The sequence below is a fragment of the Pyramidobacter sp. C12-8 genome, from assembly GCF_002007215.1.
GTDB lineage: Bacteria > Synergistota > Synergistia > Synergistales > Dethiosulfovibrionaceae > Pyramidobacter.
In genome coordinates, this window is sequence record NZ_MUHX01000034.1 from 1 (window position 1) to 23,284 (window position 23,284).

The window sequence follows — 23,284 nt, forward strand, 5'->3', positions numbered from 1 at the left end:
CCGGCTGAGGGAGAGGACGTTTATGTGAAGCCGGAAGGAAAAGTCGATTTGGATTTTCTCTTTGCGCGTCGCGAATCTCGCAGGACGGATCACGGCGGCATGATCTCCTACGGAGGTCGTCGGTACGTTCCGGCGGCGGACGATTGCCTCGGGATGGCCAAAACGACGGTTGAGGTGCGTGAAACGTCGACCGGGCGGATCTGGGGTGTTTCCAAGGGCAGACGGATCGAGATGAAGGAGGTTGAAAGTCAAAAACGAGTCGACTCCGATGAGGCATCGGCAAAGAAACGGAAAAGCGGGCTTGTGAAAGCGCACAAGCCCGCTCCGGACCACCCATGGCGGCGTGGCGTCGTCAAAAGGCAGGGATATCATAGCACATGTCGGGATAAATGTACGTTCGCGTAGACGTTGTTATGGCGGCACGATGGGGAGTTCTTTCGAGGTGTCTTGCTGTGATGGGAGTGTGAGGGGGTGACTTTTTCAATGAGCAGTTATGGTGACTTTTTTACTGGCTATTGACAGGTCGCGCTCCGCGAGGAGCGCGTGAATTGAAACACTGCGAACGACTGTCGCCGCTGGCGGTCTACAACGCGTCGCGCTCCGTGAGGAGCGCGCGAATTGAAGCAGCAACGACGACGAATGGGCCGACAAAACGCCGCTGTGTCGCACCCTCACGGACGCGCGAATTTAGCTGGGCTGATTTACCAGTTGTGGTTGATTCCTGCTGTTGCGTTCGATCTCGAGCGTCTTTTGCGGATCTTTCGCATTTCACCCGATCGGGCGATGTGGAATGGCGGCGGATAGGGTATAATGCGACTATGAAAGATCGTCCGCGGCGCGAATGTGCGGAGCTTTCAAAACTGGAAGACAAGGGGAGATGGAGATGGGGATGGGACTCTTCGGCAAACTTTTCGAGAAAAAGATCTGTTCCATCTGCGGCGGCGAGATCGGCCTGCTTGGCAATCGCAGGCTGGCGGACGGCAATCTGTGCAAGAAGTGCGCACAGAAGCTTTCGCCATGGTTCGATGAGCGCCGCGAGAGCACGGTGGCGCAGATCGACGAACAGCTTCGGGACCGCGAACGTAACCTCGAGGAACTGCGCGGCTTCTCGAGCTCGCGCGAAGTCGGTAACGGTGGGCGGCTGATGATCGACGAAGCGGGGGGACGCTTCGTCGTGCTCGAAGATGCCGATGACGACCTGCTGGCCGTCAATCCCGACCTCGTCTCTCTGGCGCAGGTCGAGCGCGTCGAGCTGGAGGTTGAGCACATCAGCCACGAGGAGAAGCGCATGATCGACGGCAAGAAGCAGAGTTACGAACCGCCGCGTTTTCTTCATTACTTCGATTTCTGGGAGGTCATCACGACCAGCCACCCATGGGCGAAGCGGATCCGCTTCCGTCTCAACGGTCCTTCGTTGCCGCTGCACGCCGAAGGCATTGCGCGCCGTCAGCCCCATCTCGACGCGTATCACGAGGTAAAAGCGCACATTGAGCTGCCTCCCGCCGGGCTTCTTACCGACCTCGGCCTCAACGCGCCCGTCGCGCTCGATTATCGCACCCGGCAGGAGCTGGACGAGTGCGACCGCTGTTGCGAAATGCACGCGCTGATCCGGTCCTTGCTGGACGCATCGCGGGCGGATCATAAAAACTAAAAGCCAGTTTGGCCGGCATCACTTCAAAGGAGAGATGAGAATGGCAATTTACTGCACATCCTGCGGAAAGAAGTTCGAAAACGACGAGCAGCACTTTTGCCCCTACTGCGGTGCGACCCGTCCCGTCGAACAGCCCAAGCCCGTCGTGAAGACGCCTCTGCAGACCGATCCCAAGCGCGTGCGCGTTGACGAAGCCGCCGCGGTCGTGGCGCCGAAAAAGGACACAGCGCCGCGGAAGAGCCGCTTCTGGTTCTGGCTGGCTGTCGTTGTCGTTGCCGTGGCCGCGGTGGGCTACTTCTTCCCCGCAAGCCGAGTCCCCTTCCAGCGCCTCTTCGCCGGCGAACCTTTCAGCGTCGTTTTCGACGACACCGTCAAGCAGATTGCGGCGCTCTTCGGCCGATAGAGGAAATCAGTCCGCCGCGGCGCCGGGAAAAACAGAAACGTCGAGCGGCGGTGTTCCGCGTGGAACGCCGCCGCTGCGAAGAATCTGCCGACCTTCCGAAAACGCAGGGCGGAGCGAACGATACCCGTTCGCTCCGCCCTGCGTTCGTTTTCAGGCACGGATAAAGAAGCCCTTCATAATCCTTCGTACTAATTCTTGATAGAAAGTATTAACATAGTTTTCTGGGCGCCGCGGGGGAATTCAGTCGCTCAGAAGGAGCTCGACTGCTGCGCAGCTCGCTTTGTGAATCTCTCCCCGCAGCGCTCTTGCGTTCGGCTTTTTAAGTAAGAAATAATATCAGGCTCCGTCGGCAGGTTATTGGAGTTCGTTTGTCTTCAGACTGTAGGTGTGTACGGTCTGCCAGTCGCGGCGGATCGCGATCTCGGCGGTCAACTGCGTGTTGTTGTAAAGGACGGACCACTGCGTGTTGCTGGTCACGTCCCCCTCTTTGGGAGCCTGCGAGGCGTCGATGAGGGCTTTCCAGGCGATCTGCGGCGTGACGTTGTTCTCGTGCTCGGTAAGGATCTTCTCGATGGTGTCGTAGCGCTCGCGGCCGCGTCCGAATACGCCGTTCTTCTGATAGGGCAGCACTTTGTCCTTGTAGAGCGCGTAAAAATTCGTGATGGCGCGCATGGGCGTGGCGACAAGCGGACGCTTTTCGTCGAGACAGTCGAACTCGACGACGCGGCCGTCGCCGGCGGCATCGGTGATGTAGAAATGATAATCGCGTCCGCTGGTGGCGAACATGTCGTAAGCTTCCAGCAGCTTGACCGCCTCGGCGGTGCTGGCCGCCTTGTCGAGCACGAGGCGAATGGCCAGCGTGGTGGCGATGACAGGCTTGCCGGTGTGCTGGCGCGTCGGCGGGCTGTCGAGCGTCAGCACTGCGATGGAGACGCCCTTTTCGTTGACGCCGTCGAGACAGACGAAGGGAGCGGCCAGGCATGAGAGTTTGGCTTTGAGGCTTTGATCGGGAGCATTGGCCATGAGGTTGTCAAGCGCGGCGAAAGCGACCGATTTGTAGCCGTCTTTCAGCGTTGCGTAGACCAGCATCGCCGAAGTGTTGTTTTTGAAATCGTAGTTTCGCCCCATCAGCGCGTCGCCGTCGGCGCTCTTGACGCTGAAAGCGCATTCGGCGCCTTGAGGCGCAGCGGCAGGAAAGGAAGCGCTTCCGACATCGTAGCGTCGACGATCGATTGGTCGTCGGCGATGCCGGACGCGATGACATCGTCGAGACGGTAGTCGTACGCGACGTTCATACGGTAGAGATTGTAGCCGGAGTCGTAAGAAGTGATGCGCCGGATCGACGCGACCGTCTTCAGCCGTGTGCCGTAAACGCCTCCGGCGACGCCGGCGAGCACAACGACGAGTGCCGCCCCTATCAGTAGCTGCCTTTTGAGTCCTTTCATCCTGATTCCCCCTTGGTCATATTTGATTTCCCACCGCGCGCCACGCCACCGTAAAAACGGCTTGCACGGCGGCTCTGTATTATTTGAAAGTGATGATACCTGATGATGGCGAAAAAATCAACGCAAGAAATCCGTTCCCCCCGCCTTTCATCTCCGGGCTTTCGCCGCGTTTTGCCTTGTGCGGCACTGTCGGTTCGCGTCGTTTTGATCGATCTGTTTGTATTTATATCGTTCGAAATGCACTCTTTTATATTGCCCTCGTGCGAGGACTTCACGCGGAAGGAGGTGATCGTGATGGAGGTGTGGAAGCTGCTGGTCGCTCTGGCGGCGCTCGTGGTCCCGCTTTTGACGGGAGAATCGGGCGGCACGCCGGGGCGCCGCCCGAAGGCGACAGCGGAAGCGAGCCGCATGCTGCCGGCTCTGGCGGAACTGGACGCCCGCCAGATGGAATCGCTGTGCTGCCGCTGCTGTGGCGCGGCAGGCATGGACGCCGTTTTTTTGAAGAAGCTGGCAGAGCTTCAGGCGAGCTGGAAAAAGCGCCTGACCTTTACCAGCGGGCGGCGCTGCCCCCGCCATAACGCCCGCGTCGGCGGCGTGCCGCATAGCCGGCATCTGACCGGCCAGGCGGCCGACGTGGCGATCGGCGCCCGCGAACAAGCGCGTTTCTGCGCGCTGGCGCGGCGGCTTGGTTTTCGTTCCGTGCTGCCGGATCCGCGGCGGAATTATGTACATCTGTCGCTGGAGGCGCTGCGGGAATTTTCTGCAAAAAGAGAAAGATGATTCGTCGTATCTGCCAAGACATAAAAACATTTTTCAGGCCAAGAGCAACTCCCCGAAAAATGGCGCCGGCGCGGTTTTTGACGACGCGCCGAACAACCCGCTCGAGGCGGAAGTGACCGAGCGCGCCACCGCGGTTTTGCTGAACACCGAGTAAATCGAAAACAAGAGCGGCCTCCCACGTCCCACGGGACGCCGCCATGAAAAAAAGAGGCGGCGGAAAGTTTTTCTTTCCGCGCGGAGTGAAATAAATGCCCGACGCTAACATGTCAACCGTTAGCGCCGGGCATTTTTGTCATGTGACGGGAGGAGTCCCGAGGCGCGGCGGAAACGGCGAAGGACTCGCGGTTCTTGATCCAATCAAAGATCCCCATACTATTTCTCAATTAAAATGCCGAATACAGAGGCGCTGCGGGGGAGATTCATAAAGCGAGCTGCGCAGACCGTACAGCGGTCGAAATAGTCCTGAGCGACTGAACTCCCCCGCAGCGCCCGGGAAACTATGTTAATACTTTCTATCAAGAATTAGTATCAGTGCTTCACGGGTCTTGGAAAACGATGCCCGTCGTCTGTTTTTTCAGCCGGGAAGCGAAAAACTAAAACTGCCACTTCCCCGTCAGAGCGGCACCGAAGCTGTGCTGGTGGGAACTCAGCGTGCCGCTTAGTTTGACGCCCAGCGAAAACCATTTTTTCTGAGCTTCGAGGTTTAAAGAGGCGCGGAAACTGTTCTCGTCGGCCATCGCCGTGTTGAAATCCACTGCGCCTGCGCCGCCCGATATGCGGCGCAGCTTGGTGCGGAAGTCCACATCGCCGGCCGCGCGCACGTAAGCCAGCTCGAGCGACGGTCTGAGCGACCAGCCCGTCGGCGTATGCGCGGCATCCCAGTCCAAATGCAGCCCGAGAGGAAATGTCCATTGGCTGAATGAGCCGCTGCCCGTGTCGATCAGGGGACGAGCCGCTATCGAGACAGTAAAGGCGTCCTCGCCGTAATGGGCGTAGTTGACGCCGAGAAATGGCGTAACCTTGAGACTGCCTGTACGATGCAGCCCCAAAAACGACCCCTTCAGCCCCGCCGTGAAAATGCGCGCCTTCACCGCGTCGGACTGAAAAGGAATGCCGCGCACCGAACCGCGCAGATTGCCGTCCAGCCAGTGATGCGACAGGCTGGCCGTGACGTTCCACGTGCCCAGCCGCGTGCCGAAAAACGTACCGAAGCCGGCGACGTTGCCCTCCGCGCTGCTGCCCGTCAGCCTGCCTTTCCCTTGAGCGTCGTACCTGCCGAGGTTGAGAACGGCCCCCAGCAGACCTGCGGGAGTGAGCTTGCTGTAGCCCAACGTGACGCCATAGAGTTTGGTGTCGGAGTCCCAAGTTCCAGCGTTTGAGTGGAAGCCGTCGATGCTGTTCTTATAATAGAAAGGAGTCAGCCAGATGCCGTTGGGCTTCAACCCAGCGCGCGCCTCTGCATGCCTCGGGGCTTCCTCCGTTCCGCATGCCGGCAGACAGAACATGACGACTGACAGGATCGCAAATACCGCTTTTCTCAATTGGACGATCTCCTTTTTGGGTCACCCAGACCCGACATAGGTGCCTCTGCTGCCGAAGCGTGCTTGCAGGATTCCAAAAATTCCGAGTTACTTGGCCGCGGCCGTGCACCAGTTGATGAACCAGACGATGTTGGGCAGCCCGACCAGATCGATCAGCACCGCGCCGCAGAGCGGCACGATCAGGAACGCCTTGTGCGACATCACGCCGTAGCGTTCGCAGACGGCCCCCATGTTGGCGACGGCGTTGGGCGTGGCGCCCAGACCGTGGCCGACGAAGCCGGCGCACATGACGGCGGCGTCGTAATCCCTGCCCAGCAGCGGGAACAGCACGAGGGCGCCGAGCGTCGCGATCAGCAGCGTCTGGAACAGCAGGATGCCCATCAGCGGCAGGGCCAGATCGTACAGATCCCAGATGCGCAGGCTCATCATCGCCATGGTCAGGAACACGCCGAGAGCGACGTCGCTGATCAGGTCGACGCAGCGGGTGTTGATCTTGACCAGATGGAGATGATCGTTGAGATTGCGGAAGATCACGGCCACGAACATGGCGGTGACGTAACCGGGCAGGCTGAAGTTCGTTCCCTTGGTGAAGCGGGCGATATAGCCGGAAAGCAGCGAGCCGAGCGCCATGATGACGAGCACGAGGCACAGCGATTTCATGAAGCCGTCGGCGGTGACCTCGCTGTTGCCGCCCTCGTGCATGACTTCGGCGGCGCTCTTTTGATAGATGGCGTCGTCGCTGGCCTGGATGTCGACGTGGTTTTTGTCGATCAGCCATTTGCAGATCGGGCCGCCGAGCAGGCCGCCGGCGATCAGGCCGTAAGTGGCGGAAGCGATGGCGACGGCGGCCGCGCCGGCGACGCCGAGATTTTCGGTGAGAGGGCCGAAAGAAGCGGCCGCGCCGTGTCCGCCTTCGAGCGAGACGGCTCCGGCCATGACGCCGAGGGCGGGATGGATGCCGAAGAGCTTTGCCAGCGCCGCGCCCGCGCCGTTCTGGACGACGGCGAGGATCCAGCAGAAGACCAGATAGACGATCAGCGCCTTGCCGCCGCGCCGCAGCAGCGCCAAGCTGCCGCCGATGCCGACGGTGGTGAAGAAGGCCAGCATCATCGGCGACTGCAGCGAGGTGGTGAACTTGACGCTGGCGCCGCCGTTATGATGCAGGACCAGGGCGAGGATGGCCATGAGCAGGCCGCCGACGACCGGCGCGGGGATGCAGAACGTTTCGAAAAAGCGCAGGCGGCGGCGCAGCCCATAGCCGACGATGAGCAGCAGCAGGGCGACGGCGGTGGTCCACAGCGCGTCGAACTTGAGCGATAAAACGTTTTCGGCAAAACTCCACGACATTGACATCACTCCTGGATCAAAAGATATTTTTCGGGCCGCACGGTCCGAATGGATCGAAATCTTGAAATCGAAAAAATTTTATCATATTGTTAGATTCAATACAATGGAAAATTCACGGCATAAAATCACTTGAAAGGCGGTAACGCGCCGCGCCGCCGGCGAGGAAAACGCCATTCGTTGCGGAAAGCCGCGCAGGGCCGGAGACTTGCATAGTTGATAATAAAATGTTTAAATGACAACAGGGACGTGTCGGCGGCGCGCCTGACCGAAAAATTTCAGGGCGGCCGCGGGAAAACGGAACTTCGTAAAAAGATTTTTTCGAAGGAGTGATGACCATGGTTCAGCTCACGGGCTGGATCGACGACGGCGCGTCGGTCTTTTACGGACGGATCGGGTGGGACGAGCGCGGCCTCGTGACCGAACTGACGCCGCTCGGCGGCGCGGGCAAATGCCCGTCGGACGCCGCCGTGATCCGGGCGGGGCTTTTCAACGCCCATTCTCATCCCGAGCAGTCGATCTACACCGATATCGCCGACAAAAGCTGGGATCTCGGGACGTGGTGCCGGCACACGATCTACCGCTATTCCACGGCGATGACGCCGCGGCGGGTGCGTCTGGCCTGCGAGCGGGCCTTCGCGCGCATGATGGCTTTCGGTACGACGAGCGTGATGGCGAGTTATTATCTGCACGGCGGGCGCGGCAACGAGCTGGACCGCGAGGTGCTGGCGGCGGCGCGGTCGGTAGGCATCCGTTTGGTCTTCGGCCGCATGAATTACGACGTCGTCAACGAAGACGCCTCCGCGGGCAAAAAAGCCTCGCAGCGCTCCTATTACGAGACGCCGGAAACGGCGGAGCGGTATCTGCGCGAGCTGACGGCGCTCGAAGACGAGGCGCTGATGATCTGTCCGGCGCTGCACAGCATGCACGCCTCCACGGAAGCCGCGATCGCGCGCGGCATCGCGCTGGGCTGGGAACTGCGCCGTCCCGTGCAGTTCCATCTTTCTGAGGATCGGGGCGACGTGGATCTGTCGCTGAAGCGGCACGGCTGCCGGCCGATGGTGTTTTTGCAGCGCCTGCTCGACGAGGGGCGCGTGCCGTCGCTGTCGCACGTGATCCTGTCGGATTGCTGCTGGCTCGACGACGAAGAGCGCCGCCTCATTGCCCGCAACGGCATGAAGGTCGTGCTCGACGCGCGCATGAACGCGCGCGTCAAGACGGGCTTCCCCGACGTGCCGGCGCTGCTGGCCTCGGAGATCCCTCTGTGGTGCGGCACCGACGGCGAGGCCAGCAACGACGATCTGAACGTGCAGGGCGAGCGCGAGTTCCTCAAGGCGCGCTACCGCGGCGAGATCGATCCGCGGGTGATCGAAGGCTTCGGCCGCCAGCGCTTCGACTTCGGCGCCGGATATATCGGCGCCCTCGGCGTGGGCGGCTGGGCCGACCTGCAAGTCGTCAGGAGCGGCATGGTACGCGACGTGTACGTGGGCGGGCGCAAAACCATGGAAGACGGCCGTCTGCTCGGGCTGGACGTGGCGCGCGACGTGGAGCGCCCGTTGCGCGAGGAAGTCGCCGCGATGACGGCGGCCACGGCCGAGCCGGAGGCGTAATATCGGTTGAATCAGCCGTCCCGCGACGGCGGGAGGTATTTTCGTAAAAATCGAGGAGGTTTTGTCACACATGTCTGTACTGATCGAATGCGTACCCAATTTCAGTGAAGGACGGCGCAAGGACGTCATCGAGGCGATCGTCGCCCCGTTCAAGAACCGCAAAGGCTGCTATCTGTTCGACTACCGTGCCGACGAAGACCACAACCGTCTGGTCGTCTCACTCTGCGGCGAACCGAACGCCATCTGCGACGCCCTGATCGAGGCTGGCAGAGTTGCCGTCGCCAACATCGACCTGAACACCCACAAGGGCGCGCATCCTCGCATGGGCGCCGTCGACGTGATCCCCTTCACGCCCATCAAAGGCATCACCATGGACGAATGCGTCGAGTTGTCGCACACGTTCGCGCAGCGCTTCTACGACGAGCTGAAAGTGCCTGTGTTCTATTACGAAGCGTCGTCCGTGCGCCCCGACCGCACCCGCCTCGAGCAGGTGCGCAAGGGCCAGTACGAAGCTCTGAAAGAGCTCGTCAAGACCGACCCGACCCGCGCCGCCGACGTCGGCCCCAACGAGCTGCATCCCACCGCGGGCGGCACCGCCATCGGCGCGCGCAAGTTCCTGGTCGCCTTCAACGTCAACCTCAACACCACCAACGTGGAAATCGCCAAGATCATCGGCAAGCGCGTCCGCGCCAGCAACGGCGGTTTCTCCTGCGTCAAGGGCATGGGCGTCGACCTGCCCGAGAAAGGCCTCGTTCAGGTCTCCATGAATCTCGTCGATTACGAGAAAACGGCCATGTACCGCGTGCTCGAGTTCATCCGCATGGAAGCGGCCCGCTGGGGCGTCACCGTCAACGGCACCGAAGTTTACGGCATGATCCCCGCCGGCGCCATGCTCGACAGCGCCGCCTACTACCTGCAGGTCGACGACTTCCACAACGAGCAGGTGCTCGAATTGAAGCTGCTCGACCTGATGCAGCAGGACTAAGGGAGGCTCCCGCGATGATCCTTCATGAGATGACTCTTCCCGCTTTCGTCACGGAACTGGCTTCCAACTCGCCCGCGCCCGGCGGCGGCAGCATCGCCGCGCTCGGCGGCGCGCTGGCGGCCGGCCTCGTCTCCATGGTCGGCGAGCTCACCCGCGGCCGCGAAAAGTACGCCGCCGTCCAGGCCGACATGGACGCGCTCTGCGCCAAGGGCAAGAAATACGCCGAAACGCTGCTGAAGCTGATCGACGAGGACACCGCGGCCTTCAACGACTTCATGGCCGCCATGAAACTGCCCAAGGACACCGACGAACAGAAAGCCGCCCGCAAGGCCGCCATGCAGGAGGCCGCCAAGGGCACCGTAGAAGTGCCGCTGCGCACGCTGAACCTCTGCGCCGAGGTGGCCAACCTGGCGCTCGTGGCTGTGCGGGAGGGCAACGTCAACGCCGTAAGCGACGCCGGCACCGCCGGCCAGTTCGCCCGCGCCGCCGGCACCTGCGCCGCTTACAACGTGCGCATCAACCTGCTCGGCATCAAGGACGAGGCTTACGCCGCCGAAAAACGCGCCGCCATGAACGCCGCCCTGAGCGCCATCGACGCCGCCATGGCCGAGCTGACTGAGCTGATGGAAAAAAGACTCGGCTGATTTTTCAGCCGCCGCGAAAAAAGCGCGCGTCATCACACAGCGCCCTGACAGACACTGTCAGGGCGCTGTGTTTTTTCGTTTTTTATCGCCGTGCCGCCCAACCGTGTCGTATCAGGCGTTATGTCGTGCCCGGCAATAATAAAGAAGGGCATTCTTGGCATAGCGCCTGGGGCCAGCGCCGACGCTTCCAATGCGAAAACGCGTTCTCGGCCGAATGGCGGAACTTCTAAAAACGCCTCTTGCGTTCTCACAATCCCTTGCGGTTTCTTCTCCGGCAGAATCGCAATTTCTATTTCTCCCTTTCCGGGCCGGATTCACGACCGTATCCGTGACGAAGAAACCGTTGTTCCGCGCTTTCCTTCTCCAGAAAACCTTATGTTGCCCAGAGCCGCGGCGCTGGCTTGCCGTAAGAATCGAGAACGTGCCTTTCTTGTTCCGGCGCATGTTTCGCAAAAACTCAGCGGAAAATTTTTATTTCAATTTTAAGTGACAGAAGCTGTCATAGCGAAACACTATAATGGCGAAAAAAGAGTTCCGTGAAAGGAGAGGGGCATGGAACAGTCAGGAAGTCGAAACAAGATACAGCGCGTATTAAGCCTTTACCAACGCCTGATGGGCGGCTCCACCGTCAACAAGAACGACGAGGCCAAGCGCTTCTGCGTCAACGCACGCAGCATTCAGCGCGACATCGACGATCTCAGAGCCTATCTGTCCAACGCGGCGGCCGAAGGCGAGATACTCAACGACGTTGTATATGACCGGCGCAGCAAAGGCTATCGCCTGCGACGGAGCGAAAACATCAAACTGAGCAACAGCGAAATCCTTGCCGTCTGCAAAATTCTGCTGGACAGCCGCGCCTTTGCCCGGCGCGAGATGCTTGCCGTGCTGCAGAAGTTGATCGACAGTTCCGTTCCGAAGGAAGAGCGCAAACGGATCGAGGACTTGATCCGTAACGAGGCCCTTCATTATGTCGAGCTGCGTCATCGCCGCGCTTTTATCGACAAACTTTGGGCCATCGGCGAGGCTATCCGCGACCGGCATTACATCGAAATCGAGTATCGACTCCCTAAAGATAAAACTTTCGTTACGCGCAAATTGCGCCCCGTGGCCGTCATGTTCTCCGAATACTACTTCTACGTGGCCGTCTTCATCGACGACGAAGAGATCCGCCGCGACTTGGGCGGGCCTCGCGAAAATTTTCCCGTCATTTACCGCGTCGACCGCATCATCAATCTGAAGGTCCTCGGAGGGACCTTCGGCGTTCCCTACAGAGACCGCTTTGAAGAGAACAAACTGCGCAAGCGTATTCAGTTTATGTCCGGCGGTCGCCTGCAGCGCGTCATTTTCACCTGCCGGACCTCCGGCGCGGAAGCCGCCCTCGACCGTCTGCCCACGGCAAAAATCCTGAAGCAGAAAATACCATCGCCGCCGAAGCGTTCGGCTCCGGCATCGACTTCTGGCTACGCAGCCAGGGCGACGCCGTCGCCGTGATCCGGCGCGAAACCCTCTCGTAGCGAAAACGGTCGAAAAAACGCCGCCCCGTGCGGCGAGTTCGTCATCATGCGCTGCAAGGAGGCGATGCCGCAACCATACAGCCAGCTTACGCACTGCGCCGCCGGAAGGCCCCCTCGCTTCGGCCTTCGGCGCCGCGCCGCAGGACGCTCTTTGGGAAGACCGCGGCCCGTCCGCGTGGAAACAACGCCGCGCCAACACCGCGACGCTGAGTTGGAAGAACTTTCAGGAGGAAGAACACATGGCAGAAAACACAAGGATTTACAGAAACAGGCAGCGAAAAGCCGGCATTGTTGCCGCATTGGCCCTGAGCTCGGCTCTACTCACGGTCGGCGCAGGATATGCGAATAATAGTATTTATATTGTTGGTGGTTCTACCTCGAAGGAGTTGTTGACGAGCGGCAATCCATCTGCGCAGCTGATCTTTGAGGGTGCCACGGTAACACAGGCCCCGAATGGTGATGTCACAGTCAGCGGCCTGGGCGGCGGCATCAGCTCGGCCAATGCGGGGAAGAATATTACCATCGGCGACAACAAGATCAACGTTGTTGACGCTCCCACTTTTGACGGTACAGTGACGGCCAAAGGCTTCGACGCTACCGACAATAAGATTGTCAATGTGCTCGCCGGTACGGAAGACACCGACGCGGTTAACTATGCCCAGCTCAAGGCAGTCGAGGACAAGGCCAGCAGCGCCATGCAGAGCTGGAAGCTGAGGGTTGGCAATCAATCGTTTGATGTGAAAAACGGTGACAATGTTAATTTCACATCATCGGATTCCAATCTTACGATTGGATTGAATCAATCTATCGGCGGCGGAGCGAAGACGGGCAATGTTACCATCGCTCTGGCCAAAAACGTCGACCTGACTCCCGAGGGTAGTTTGAAGGCCGGTATCAATACGTTGGATGAGGATGGTCTGAAGATTGGCAGCAACACGATCATCGGCGACGGTACGGCAAAGATCGGCGGCATCACGATTAACGGTACGGGGACTGCTGGCACGATCACCGGGCTGAGCAACACGACCTGGGATCCCAGCGCCATTGTGCGCGGCCAGGCGGCGACGGAAGACCAGCTCAAGGTTCTGGCCGACACGCCGCTGACCTTTATTGACAACGAAGGGAACGAGCTTGACCGCAAACTGGGCGAGAAGCTCAAGATCTACGGCGGCGCCACGACGGCGGGGGAGTACAGCGGCAACAATCTCAAGACGGCGGCGACAGACGGCGGGCTCGAGCTTCGGATGTCGGAAGCGCCCGTATTCGCCGGCAGGGTAACGGCCAAAGGCTTCGACGCCGCGGGCAATAAGATCGAAAACGTCAAAGCCGGGGACGTTAGCGAGACAAGTACCGACGCGATCAACGGTTCCCAGCTCTGGGGCCTCTCGTCGAACGTTTCCAACCACTTCGGCGGCGGCTCCGCGGTCAACGCCGACGGCACGGTTTCCGCGCCGAGCTACATCATCCGCGGCGGCGCTTACGACAATGTTGGCGATGCGCTCAGCGCCGTGGACCGTGAGTTCGGCAAAGTATACGACAACTTCGACAATGTCTATAATCAGATGGGCGAATTGAGAAAAGACATCAAGAACGTGGGCGCGCTCAGCTCCGCGCTGTCGGGGCTGAAGCCGATGCAGTTTGACCCGATCGCTCCCAGCCAGCTGATGGCGGGCTTCGGCAGCTACCGGGGCGAATGGGCTCTGGCGCTTGGCTTTGCCCATTATCTCAAAGAAGATTTCATGGTGCACGCGGGCGTGGCGATCGCCGACCACGGCGAGTCGATGGCCAACGCCGGCTTTACCTGGAAGATCGGGCGCAAGGCGGAGCGCGATGCGATCCCGGAGCGCTACCGTTCCGGCCCGATCAGCAGCATTTACGTGATGCAGAAGGAGAACGCCGAACTGCAGGCTCAGGTGGCGTCACAGGCTCACGAGATTGCCGAGCTGAAGGCGACGATGCAGGAGCGCGTGGAGAGACTCGAGCGCATGCTGGAGGACTCCAGAAGAAAGTAACCTTTATCGTTGGATGCGAAGGGCGGCGGCGTCATGGCCTGCCGCCTTTCTTGTGGTATGGGGAACGAGTTCCGTTTTTTCGGGAAGCGGAAGGAATGTTTGCCTTTTTTCCGACGGGAGCGGCGCCGTGCGGCGCCGCAGCACGTTTTGCCGAGGCAAAAGGCGGTTGCGTGACATGAAACGTTTGGTGTTTCTCGTTCTGTTGGTGGCGGCTATGGCCGGAACGGCGCGGGGTACTGAGATCGCCGTGGTGAACGCGGAGCGGATTCTCGATCAGTCGCTCCCCGGCAGGAAGGGGCAGGAGCATCTGAAGGCGGTGCAGAAGGTGCTGCAGAAGGGGTACGATGATCTGCGGGAACTGTACCGCGGCCGCGAGAACACGGCGGAGGCGGAGATCTGGCGCAAGAAGAACGCCAGGTATCAGGCGGTGATGGGGCGGCAGTTGTTCCTCACGGTCGATCCGCGGCTTGACTTCACTTCTGCGGTGATGAGAGAGATGAACCGGAAGACGCCGAAATTCCCCAAGCTGCCGGTAGTGACGGTGACTAAACCATCGTCGGGGGGAAAGAAAGTAGCTTCGTCAAAACCGAACGGCGGAAACAAAAGCTGCCACGGAGGCACGGAGAAAGTCAAAGACCTTACCGCGGCTTCGCCGCGAAAAACGGAACTGGCTTGACATTGCGTCAAAGGCACGACGCTCGATTGGGCGTCGTGCCTTTTTGTCGGTACTGATCTTCAATTATGGTGACTTTGCCGCGAAGCGACAGTCCCGCCCTTTCTTTTGTTTTTCTCCGTGCCTCCGCGTCTTCGTGGCGGCCTTTGTTTCACAGCGCGTATTCGAAGAGGCGCACGATGGTGTCGCCGAGGTCGTCGTAGTGGACGCGCCGGGTTCCCGCAAAGGCGAAGCCGGCTTCGAGGTAGAGTTTTTCGGCGGCCAGGTTGCCTTCGATCACGTCGAGGTGAACGGCGCGCAGGCCTCGCGCGCGGGCGCGCTCGAACAGGGATGCCAGCATTTCCCGCGCCGCGCCCCGGCCGCGAAAGTCCGGGTGGACGGCGAAAAGGTGCAGCGCCGCAACCTGTTCGGGAGGCGCGCCCAGCGGCCACGGCACGCCGAGGTACATCTCGTCCTCGCCGCCGGTAACGGCCATGGCGGCGGCGAGGCGGCCGTCTTTCCAGCCGGTGAGGATCTCGCCGGCGGCGACGTGTCCTTTCAGGTCCGCGGCGGCGGGATAGACGCCGAGGTGCCAGTCGGGCCCGTATTCGTCGCGTTCCTGGGCGCGGCAGACGTCTTCGTAAAAGCGCCAGAGCGCGCCGAAGTCTTCCGCGCCGGCGGTGCGTATATGGTCGAGCATGGGCGGTCTCCTTCCCGGCGAACGGGCGTCACTCGACGGCGATCCAGTAGCGCTGGATCGTGCCCGAGCGCCCCATGCCGACGTCGTCTTCGATCTCGTTTTCCAGCACGCCGCCGTTGGCGGCGATCGTGCGCGCGGAGGCGACGTTGGCCTTATCGCAGGTGAGGAGCACGCGATCGAGGTCCAGCTTCCGGCACTCTTCCAGGGCGAGGCGGATCATTTCTGTGGCGCAGCCCCGGCGCCGCTGCGAGGGCAGGACGCTATAGCCGATGTGCCCGCCGTAGCGGAGCAGGAAAGGGGTAAGGCGGTGGCGGATCTCGAGGATGCCGGCGAGCGTTTCGTCCTCCGTCCTCACGGCGAGAAACACGGTGGAGGGAATGTAGCCGTCGCCGTACTTTTTCGAAAGACGGTTTTCGAAGTCGAGCCACTCGGCGTAGTTTTCGACGTCTTCGAGCCCGGCGCAGCCGGCGAAATATTCGCCGTTTTCCAGAAAAACGCGGCGGTAGTCCATGACCTGCGCTTCGTGCGCCGCGTCCGGACGGATCAGTCTCAATCTGTTCATAAGGGGTCCCCTCCTCTGGGCGATGTCCGCGGCGCGGCGGGATCTTGTCGTTCATTATAGCGGCGCCCCCTCGTTCCGGCAAGCGCACGGCGATATGCCTTGACTAATCCCGAGGCCGGTTGTTAAGATTTATCTAAGGCTTTGACACGGCCTTCGACACAGCATAAACTGAACAGGCCGTCCCCTCGGGGAGCGGGCCGGGCCGCCGCGGCGCGGCAGCGGACGACGATCCGCGGGACGGAAGCGATTCGAGCGCGTCCCGCGGATTTTTTCGTGCTCCGCAAGGCGGGCGGATCTCATGAAACCATCCGTTCAGGAGGAAATTGTCATGAATCGGGAAACGCGCGCCGGAGCGCCGGAAAAAACTCAGTTCGAAAAAATCGCCACGCGCGTCTCCCTCGTCTGCGGCGCGGGCAATCTGCTGCTGGCGGCGTTCAAGTTCGCATCCGGCGCGATCGGGCATTCCGGTGCCATGATCAGCGACGCCGTCCACTCTACGTCCGACATCCTCGGCAGCGTCATCGTCGTCGCGGGAGTCAAAGTCTCGGCGCGGCCGTCGGACCGCTCGCATCCTTACGGGCACGAGCGGCTCGAATGCGTGGCGGGTCTGATCCTCGGCGGCATCCTGGCGGCGGTCGGACTGCTGATCGGCTGGGGCGCCGTGGAGAAGATCTGGAGCGGCGCGTACCGGAACATGCCGCAGCCGGGCGGCATCGCGCTCTTCGCGGCGGCTCTGTCGATCGCCGTCAAGGAGTCGATGTTCTGGTACACGTGGCTGCGGGCGCGGCGCATCGACTCCACGGCGCTGAAAGCCGAAGCGTGGCATCACCGCTCCGACGCGCTGTCGTCGGTGGGCGCTCTGATCGGCATCGGCGGCGCGCGCATGGGATCTCCGGTGCTGGAACCGGCGGCCAGCCTCGTCATCTGTCTGTTCATCGTCAAAGCGGCGGTCGACATCTTCAAGGACGCCACCGACAAGATGGTCGATCACGCCTGCGACGAGGCTACCGAACGGGCGCTGCGCGAGTGCGTGGCCGCTCAGGCGGGCGTGCGCCGCATCGACCTGATGAACACGCGCGAGTTCGGCAGCCGCGTCTACGTCGACATCGAGATCGGCGTGGACGGCCGCTGTTCGCTGGCCGCCGCCCACGCCGTCGCCGAAAGGGTCCATGACGCGGTCGAAACGAACTTTCCGCAGGTCAAGCACGTGATGGTCCACGTCAATCCGCTTTGAGTCCTCGCGGAATAAAAGTCGCCGCTAAGCCGCGAAAAAGATATCATTTGTATGACATGCTTTTTGACTCGTTGTAAATACATGAACGAAGAAAAATGTTCCACGTGGAACGCTAAAAACGTTTCCTCTTTTGCCGCAGACGGCGGCGATTTTTTCTTCACGCCGCGACATCCTGGCGGTGGACTTTGCGCGGCTTTCCCCTTAAACTGACGATAGGTGCAAACGATCCCGATCTGCAAAGGAGGTCTTTCTCATGCGCGATTTTGTCTTTTCCTATCCGACCGTCACCTATTTCGGCGCGGACGCCGCCGTCCGCGCGCTGCGGGCCGAACTCCCCAAGTACGGCCGTACGGTGATGCTCGCCTACGGCGGCGGCTCCGTCAAAAGAAACGGCGTCTACGGTACGGTCATGAAGCTTCTGGGCGAAGCCAATAAAGACGTGGTCGAGTTCAGCGGCATCATGCCCAACCCGACGTACGCCAAAGTCCGGGAGGGCGCGCGCCTGGCCCGCGAGAAGCGCGTCGACCTGATCCTCGCCGTCGGCGGCGGTTCGGTGAGCGACTGTTGCAAGGTCGTGGCCGCTCAGGCCCTGACCGACGAAGACCTGTGGGAGATGAAGTTCCGCTTTCAGGCCGCCCCGGCGCAGTTCATCCCCCTCGGCGTCGTCGTTACCGTGGCCGGTACCGGCTCCGAGCAAAACGACATCGCCGTGATCACCAACGAAGAGAAGAAGATCAAGGGCAGCATGACCGGCGCGGCGCCGTCCTTCGCGGCGCTCGATCCCGCCTATACGCTCTCCGCGCCGAGGGCGCAGGTCCTTTCGGGCGCGTTCGACACGCTCTCGCACTGCATGGAGAGCTACTTCGGCAAGCCGCTCGACGACAACCTCACCGACGAGATCGCCGAGGCCATGATGCGCCACGTCATCCGCAGCACGCGCGCCCTCGTGAAAGATCCGGGCGATCTGCGCGTGCGCGGCGAGCTGATGTGGGCGGCGGCCGTGAGCGAAAACGGTCTGCTCAAGATCGGCAAAGTCACCGACTTTCAGGCCCACCAGATCGAGCATCAGGTCGGCGCGTACACCAACTGCAACCACGGCATGGGGCTGGCCGTGATCCAGCCGATCCTCTACCGTCACCTCTACAAGGCCGCGCCGCAGCGTTTCGCGCGCTGGGCGAAAAACGTCTGGGGCGTAGCCGACCGCGGCGACGACCGCGAGACCGCGCTGGCCGGCATCGCCGCGCTGGAACAGTTCGTGATTGACGTCGGCCTGCCCAACAGCTTCCGCAAGATGGGCATCGCCGACCGCTCCTTCTACAACGCCGTCGCCCGCAGCACCAACATCAAGGAAGGCTGCTGCCGCCAGCTCACCGTCGGCGAGATTTTCGACATCCTCACCGAATGTTATTGAGCCGGGCGCAGTCAGTTTTAAACGGAACCGACTGCGGAGAAGCGGCGAAGCGGAGAAAAGCGAAAATTGAATGATCAATTACAGAAAAAGAGTCGATGATCAACGTGACCATCGGCTCTTTTCATTGCTCAGAGAATCCCCTGACGGTCGTCGCCCGTCAGGGGATTTGTGTCGGTTGTCGTCTTCGTTTTCGCTTTTCTCTGTGTCTTCGTTTCTCCGTTGCGTTCTTAGGTTACTTGGTGCCGTCGGGACGGAGGAAGGGGCCTTTCCAGATCAGACGGCTCCACTCTTCGGGATAGGTTTTGTACTCCATGTTGGTGCCGTTCAGGCAGTATTTGGCGAAGAGACGGTTGCCCAGTTCGTTCCAGCCCTTGTGGCGGGCGACGGCGTTGCCGCAGGCGTAGTCGGTGATCAAGTCGAGAGCTTTGTCGCTCTGGCCGTTTTTGATCAGCTCGGCCGCCTGCTTTTGAATCTCGTGCGCCTTGACGTAATCGGCTTCCATGAGGGGCGTGCGGTAGTCGATGATCTCCTTGCGGATGTCCTGGTAGCGCAGTTCGGCGATGTGCTGCACGCGGATGCACTCCCACCAGGCGGACTTGGGGTCGAAGGGGCCTTTGCGCGTGCCGGTGGTGAAGGGCTCGGGCAGAGCTTTCATGCTGGCCCAGAAGGGCGTCAGATAGGTGGTGTCGGCGGCGCCGTAACCGAACCAGACGATGCCGCGCACGGCTTCGGGCAGGGTGGGATCGACCTCGCAGATCTGCACGTAGGTGTGGCGGTAGTCGTTGATGGCGCGGGGGAATTCGTTGTCGTTCCAGCCCAGTTTGATCTCTTTGCGGTAGCGGTTGGGATTGCCGTAGGGACCGGCGGCGGGGCCTTTGCTGAGGTCGAACTCGGTGCCTTCGTACCAGTCGCCGTAAATACGGAACAGGTCGGCGACGGTGACGGGTTTGTCGGGCTTGACCGACTTGGGGAAATAGTGGGCGTAGGGATCGAGTTTGAGGGAGGGTGCGAAGAGGGTGAGCGCGCGCCATTCGCGCAGCGCGGAGTAAAGGCGCAGCGTGGGATAGAACACGTCGGCGGGGCTGAAGCTCTTCATGTTCACGTCTTTGGCGTCGATGAAGCCCTGCTCGACGGCGTACTCGACCATGCCGGGAGCGTAGGCGACGTTTTCCGTATCGGTCAGGTCGAGTTCGCGCAGACGGGCGCGGTTCGCGGCCACGAAAATCTCGTCGTCGGGCACGCGCCAGGCGGCCCACATCTTGTTGCCGTAGGCTTCGACGATCCATACTTCGTCGCCGTCGGTGATCGGCATGGTCTCGCCGGCCTCGTACCAGCCGTATTCGTCGATCAGATCGCCGATGACCTTTACGGCCTCGCGGGCGGTGCCGGCGCGTTCGAGGGCGATGTCCTGAACGATATGGCAGTTCGTCATGCCGAAAGCGTTGGTTTCCATGACTTCCAGCACTTTTTCGCTGCGTTTGTCGTCGGCGGTCATCGTCATGGTCGATTCGCCCATGGCCAGTCCCTTGTCGTTGAGGAACGAGTAGCGGCTGGTCAGATACTGATTGGTCTGCGGAACTTCGGGGATTTTGCCGATCACGCCGGGATCGGCGCCGGCGTCGCAGCCTTTGCCTTCTTTGAGCAAAAAGCGCTCAGCGCCCGCTTCATGCGACGCGGCGGGAATCAGGTGCAGCTGAAACGTGTCCGACATGGAGTCGCAGGAATGCGAAACCATGGCGTGCCCCGTCGCGGACACATTCTTTCCGACGCCAAAAACGGTGCAGCCCAGAGCCGCTTCACAGGTGATTCCGATCAGAAGGAGCAGAACGCTTAAAAATTTCTTCGACATTGCATTGCCTCCTTTTCGTTTTGTGAAACAAGGTGCAATGAATCTAACATATATTTTATGAATATGTCAAGAAGCAGCGCTTCATCGTTTCCCGTTGAATAGAGACCGTACGGTCCCGTCCTTTTCACAGGGCTGTGCCGCAAACCGCGCGACGCATGTTTATGCGAGTCCTGTCCCCACGGCGCCGAAACTCTGCGTCAGTTCGCGGCGAAGCTCTTCAGCGCCGCGGCGATGCGGCGTACGCCTTCGGCCATCTGGGCGTCGGTCTGGCGCGCGAAGGTAAGGCGCAGCGAGAAGTCTTCCCCTTCGTAGTTGGGTGTGAAACACACGCCGGGGAAAAAGGCCACGTGCCAACGATCGCGGGCGCGCACGGCGAAGTCCATGGCCGAGACGCCGTCATGCAGGCGGCACCACAGGAACATTCCCCCCAGCGGCGTTTCCCACGTCAGCCATCCCGTTGGGATCTGTGCGCTCATCAATCCAGTCAAAAGCTGGTAACGTCGCTTCAGATCGCGGCATAACTCGGCGACGTGAGCGTCGAACTGAGGATGTTCGAGCACGCGCGCGGCGGCGCGGTGGAGCAGGGCGGGATAACACAGCGCCGTGGCCTTGAGCGTCATCACGGCGCGCTCGACCAGCTCGTCCGGCAGCACCAGCCAGCCGATGCGCATTCCCGGCGCGATGGTCTTGGAGAGGCTGCCCATGGAGATCGTGCAGTCGGGCGCCAGCGAATGATAGGAAGGCGGCGGCGCGGCGTCGAAGCTCAGCTCGCGATAGGGATCGTCCTCGACGATGAAGAAGCCGTACCGGCGCGCGATCTCCGCGACGGCGCGGCGGCGTTCGGGCGAGGTGCAGCGCCCCGTGGGGTTCTGAAAGTTGGGGATGACATAAAAGAAGCGCGGCCGGCACTTTTGCGCCAGGCGTTCGAGCTCGTCGGGCAGCGGCCCGCCGGCATCCATGGAGACGCCTGCGAGGCGCGCGCCGGATTTGGTGAAGCAGTCCAGCGTCTCCGGGAACGTGGGCGTTTCGCTCAGCACCGTGTCGCCGGGATCGATAAATAACTGGGCGAGCAGATCGGCGCCGCCGGTGCCGCCGTTGGTGACGACGATCTGTTCCGCCCGGATGCCGGCGCCGCCGTCGAGGCGGTTCTGGCGTTCGGCCAGGGCTTTGCGCAGTTCTTCGTCGCCCTGCGAACCGGGGTAGGCGAGTATCTGCGGCTCCTCGGCGAGCAGCTCGTCGAGGACGGCGCGCAGCAGGGCGCGAGGATAAAGATCCGCCGCGGGCTGTCCTGAGTTGAAGAAGATCATGTCCTTCGCGTCGCGCAGATGAAAGGCGTCCATCATGCAGCGGCGCAGGTTCTGGGCGCGGTGACTGAGTCTGTATTCCATGGTCAGGCCTCCTGACTGGGTTTTTCAAATTTGCGCCATTATAACATTTTCATACCGGCTTGATAAATATCCAGCGGAGAAAACTCGTGGCTCTTCATGCGAACGATCCGTGCTAGAATAAAACAAAAAGGAAGACGAGCGCGGCTTGCGCCGCGCGGGATCTGATGAAAAAGGAGAGATTCTGATGACTTTGAAGAAGATCGGTTTTGTCGGGCTGGGCGTGATGGGGAGAGCGATGGCGGCGAACCTGATGAAAGCCGGTTTCGAGCTGACAGTCTATAATCGCACGAAAGCTTCCGCCGAAACGTTGCTGGCATCCGGCGCGGCATGGGCCGACAGCCCCGCCGCGGTGATGCGCGCGGCCGAGGCGGTGATCACGGTCGTCGGCTATCCGCGCGACGTGGAGCAGGTCTACTTCGGCGAAAAAGGTCTGTTCGCGGGCTTTGCTCTGGGCAAGCTGGTCATCGATATGACCACCTCGTCGCCGCTGCTGGCCGCGAAAATCGGCGCCAAAGCGCGGGAGCTGGGCGGCGAGGCGCTCGACGCGCCCGTTTCCGGCGGCGACGTAGGGGCGCGCGAGGCCAAGCTGACGATCATGGCCGGCGGCCCGGAAGCGGCGTTCAAGCTGGCGGAGCCGCTGTTCGCCGCCATGGGCAAAGAATGGAGGCTTCAGGGCACATGGGGCGCGGGGCAGCATACCAAGATGGCCAACCAGATCGCCATCGCGTCCAACATGATGGGCGTCTGCGAAGCGCTGGCCTACGCGCGCACGGCCGGGCTCGATCCGCAGTCGGTTCTGACCAGCATCTCCGGCGGCGCGGCGGGCAGCTTTTCGATGAGCAACTTGGCGCCGCGCATGCTGAAGGGCGATTTCAAGCCCGGGTTTTACGTCAAGCACTTCATCAAGGACATGGGCATCGCCCTCGACTGCGCGCGGGAGATGAAGCTCGACCTGCCCGGGCTGGAGCTGGCCGACAAACTTTACCGCCGCCTGGCTGACGAAGGCGGCGAAAACGACGGTACCCAGGCGCTGTACAAACTGTATCTTGCTTCGCGTGCCTAGTTCCTTCGCAAACGACCCCCGGCGTCGCGGCAGTGGCACCGGACGGGCCATTGGGACGCTTTCCCTGGACAATGCTGCGGGTAAGCCACGCTTTCTTTGACGCTGGGAATGAGGATTCCGGCGGTGTGCGCTTTCACAAGCCCGCTTTTCCGTTTCTTTGCCGATGCCTCATCGGAGTCGACTCGTTTTTGACTTTCAACCTCCTTCATCTCGATCCGTCTGCCCTTGGAAACACCCCAGATCCGCCCGGTCGACGTTTCACGCACCTCAACCGTCGTTTTGGCCATCCCGAGGCAATCGTCCGCCGCCGGAACGTACCGACGACCTCCATAGGAAATCATGCCGCCGTGATCCGTCCTGCGAGATTCGCGACGCGCAAAGAGAAAATCCAAATCGACTTTTCCTTCCGGCTTCACATAAACGTCCTCTCCCTCAGCCGGCGTGACGGCAAACTTCCGATTGTGCCTGGCGATGAGCTTGGGCAAAACCTCGTTGG

General features: G+C 61.1%; 20 protein-coding genes, 2 pseudogenes and 1 riboswitch. Of the genes and pseudogenes, 13 read left to right on the forward strand and 9 right to left on the reverse strand.

Features of this window, described 5'->3' with window-relative positions; all coding sequences use genetic code 11:
* From B0D78_RS10805 to B0D78_RS10815, 3 genes and pseudogenes are all read left to right on the forward strand, one after another.
* A pseudogene (locus tag B0D78_RS10805) lies at nucleotides 1–405 on the forward strand (hypothetical protein); the annotation flags it as partial.
* Nucleotides 406–883: 478 nt separating this feature from the next.
* A complete protein-coding gene (locus tag B0D78_RS10810) occupies nucleotides 884–1,651 on the forward strand; it encodes a DUF4428 domain-containing protein (RefSeq protein ID WP_168170111.1) in 768 nt (255 codons plus the stop codon).
* 40 nt (nucleotides 1,652–1,691) lie between these two features.
* The gene (locus tag B0D78_RS10815; protein WP_078016968.1) at nucleotides 1,692–2,054 is read left to right on the forward strand and encodes a zinc ribbon domain-containing protein; all 363 of its coding nucleotides are present in this window, start codon (nucleotides 1,692–1,694) and stop codon (nucleotides 2,052–2,054) included.
* A gap of 354 nt (nucleotides 2,055–2,408) precedes the next feature.
* On the opposite strand, the gene B0D78_RS10820 is transcribed toward B0D78_RS10815, so the two are convergent.
* Both B0D78_RS10820 and B0D78_RS13275 read right to left on the reverse strand, forming a co-directional pair.
* Entirely contained in the window at nucleotides 2,409–3,182 is a 774-nt protein-coding gene (locus B0D78_RS10820) for a carcinine hydrolase/isopenicillin-N N-acyltransferase family protein (RefSeq protein ID WP_205948314.1), read from the reverse strand.
* Nucleotides 3,182–3,499 (reverse strand): hypothetical protein, encoded by a 318-nt coding sequence (locus B0D78_RS13275; protein ID WP_205948315.1) that lies wholly within the window; start codon nucleotides 3,497–3,499, stop codon nucleotides 3,182–3,184. Before B0D78_RS13275 ends, B0D78_RS10820 begins: the two co-directional genes overlap by 1 nt.
* Before the next feature lie 294 nt (nucleotides 3,500–3,793).
* Here B0D78_RS13275 and B0D78_RS10825 point away from each other — a divergent pair, with 294 nt between their 5' ends.
* Entirely contained in the window at nucleotides 3,794–4,279 is a 486-nt protein-coding gene (locus B0D78_RS10825) for a YcbK family protein (protein ID WP_168170112.1), read from the forward strand.
* A 593-nt stretch (nucleotides 4,280–4,872) separates the two neighbouring features.
* Here B0D78_RS10825 and B0D78_RS10830 read toward each other — a convergent pair.
* Nucleotides 4,873–5,820 carry an autotransporter outer membrane beta-barrel domain-containing protein gene (locus tag B0D78_RS10830; RefSeq protein WP_078016970.1) on the reverse strand — a complete coding sequence of 316 codons (948 nt, stop codon included), beginning with the start codon at nucleotides 5,818–5,820 and terminating at the stop codon, nucleotides 4,873–4,875.
* 87 nt (nucleotides 5,821–5,907) lie between these two features.
* Entirely contained in the window at nucleotides 5,908–7,167 is a 1,260-nt protein-coding gene (gene gltS, locus B0D78_RS10835) for a sodium/glutamate symporter (RefSeq protein ID WP_078016971.1), read from the reverse strand.
* 335 nt (nucleotides 7,168–7,502) lie between these two features.
* Between gltS and B0D78_RS10840 the strand changes: the two genes are divergently transcribed.
* From B0D78_RS10840 to B0D78_RS10865, 6 genes are all read left to right on the forward strand, one after another.
* On the forward strand, nucleotides 7,503–8,774 hold the full coding sequence (locus B0D78_RS10840) for an amidohydrolase family protein (RefSeq protein ID WP_168170113.1): 1,272 nt from the start codon (nucleotides 7,503–7,505) through the stop codon (nucleotides 8,772–8,774).
* 70 nt (nucleotides 8,775–8,844) lie between these two features.
* Nucleotides 8,845–9,759, forward strand: a complete 915-nt coding sequence (gene ftcD / locus B0D78_RS10845) for a glutamate formimidoyltransferase (protein ID WP_078016973.1) — start codon at nucleotides 8,845–8,847, stop codon at nucleotides 9,757–9,759.
* A 14-nt stretch (nucleotides 9,760–9,773) separates the two neighbouring features.
* On the forward strand, nucleotides 9,774–10,403 hold the full coding sequence (locus B0D78_RS10850; protein WP_078016974.1) for a cyclodeaminase/cyclohydrolase family protein: 630 nt from the start codon (nucleotides 9,774–9,776) through the stop codon (nucleotides 10,401–10,403).
* 552 nt (nucleotides 10,404–10,955) lie between these two features.
* Nucleotides 10,956–11,894: a helix-turn-helix transcriptional regulator gene (locus B0D78_RS10855; RefSeq protein WP_205948316.1), complete on the forward strand. Its 939-nt coding sequence runs from the start codon at nucleotides 10,956–10,958 to the stop codon at nucleotides 11,892–11,894.
* 262 nt (nucleotides 11,895–12,156) lie between these two features.
* Nucleotides 12,157–13,929, forward strand: a complete 1,773-nt coding sequence (locus tag B0D78_RS10860) for a YadA C-terminal domain-containing protein (RefSeq protein WP_078016975.1) — start codon at nucleotides 12,157–12,159, stop codon at nucleotides 13,927–13,929.
* A gap of 175 nt (nucleotides 13,930–14,104) precedes the next feature.
* The gene (locus B0D78_RS10865; RefSeq protein WP_078016976.1) at nucleotides 14,105–14,605 is read left to right on the forward strand and encodes an OmpH family outer membrane protein; all 501 of its coding nucleotides are present in this window, start codon (nucleotides 14,105–14,107) and stop codon (nucleotides 14,603–14,605) included.
* A gap of 148 nt (nucleotides 14,606–14,753) precedes the next feature.
* Here B0D78_RS10865 and B0D78_RS10870 read toward each other — a convergent pair whose 3' ends face one another.
* Together B0D78_RS10870 and B0D78_RS10875 are read right to left on the reverse strand one after the other, a co-directional pair.
* On the reverse strand, nucleotides 14,754–15,281 hold the full coding sequence (locus tag B0D78_RS10870; RefSeq protein WP_078016977.1) for a GNAT family N-acetyltransferase: 528 nt from the start codon (nucleotides 15,279–15,281) through the stop codon (nucleotides 14,754–14,756).
* Nucleotides 15,282–15,309: 28 nt separating this feature from the next.
* On the reverse strand, nucleotides 15,310–15,843 hold the full coding sequence (locus B0D78_RS10875; RefSeq protein ID WP_078016978.1) for a GNAT family N-acetyltransferase: 534 nt from the start codon (nucleotides 15,841–15,843) through the stop codon (nucleotides 15,310–15,312).
* Nucleotides 15,844–16,001: 158 nt separating this feature from the next.
* Nucleotides 16,002–16,086: riboswitch (NiCo riboswitch) on the forward strand.
* Nucleotides 16,087–16,171: 85 nt separating this feature from the next.
* Here B0D78_RS10875 and B0D78_RS10880 point away from each other — a divergent pair.
* Nucleotides 16,172–17,077, forward strand: a complete 906-nt coding sequence (locus B0D78_RS10880) for a cation diffusion facilitator family transporter (RefSeq protein ID WP_078016979.1) — start codon at nucleotides 16,172–16,174, stop codon at nucleotides 17,075–17,077.
* A gap of 253 nt (nucleotides 17,078–17,330) precedes the next feature.
* On the forward strand, nucleotides 17,331–18,488 hold the full coding sequence (locus tag B0D78_RS10885) for an iron-containing alcohol dehydrogenase (protein ID WP_078016980.1): 1,158 nt from the start codon (nucleotides 17,331–17,333) through the stop codon (nucleotides 18,486–18,488).
* A 232-nt stretch (nucleotides 18,489–18,720) separates the two neighbouring features.
* Here the strand turns inward: B0D78_RS10885 and B0D78_RS10890 are convergent, their stop codons facing one another.
* The gene (locus tag B0D78_RS10890; protein WP_078016981.1) at nucleotides 18,721–20,337 is read right to left on the reverse strand and encodes a dipeptidase; all 1,617 of its coding nucleotides are present in this window, start codon (nucleotides 20,335–20,337) and stop codon (nucleotides 18,721–18,723) included.
* A gap of 197 nt (nucleotides 20,338–20,534) precedes the next feature.
* Entirely contained in the window at nucleotides 20,535–21,725 is a 1,191-nt protein-coding gene (locus tag B0D78_RS10895; protein WP_078016982.1) for an aminotransferase-like domain-containing protein, read from the reverse strand.
* Nucleotides 21,726–21,909: 184 nt separating this feature from the next.
* Between B0D78_RS10895 and B0D78_RS10900 the strand changes: the two genes are divergently transcribed.
* Nucleotides 21,910–22,788, forward strand: coding sequence for an NAD(P)-dependent oxidoreductase (locus B0D78_RS10900; protein WP_078016983.1), 879 nt, complete (start codon nucleotides 21,910–21,912; stop codon nucleotides 22,786–22,788).
* On the opposite strand, the pseudogene B0D78_RS10905 reads toward B0D78_RS10900, so the two are convergent.
* Nucleotides 22,785–23,284 (reverse strand): annotated as a pseudogene (locus B0D78_RS10905) (hypothetical protein); the annotation flags it as partial. The gene B0D78_RS10900 and the pseudogene B0D78_RS10905 overlap by 4 nt on opposite strands.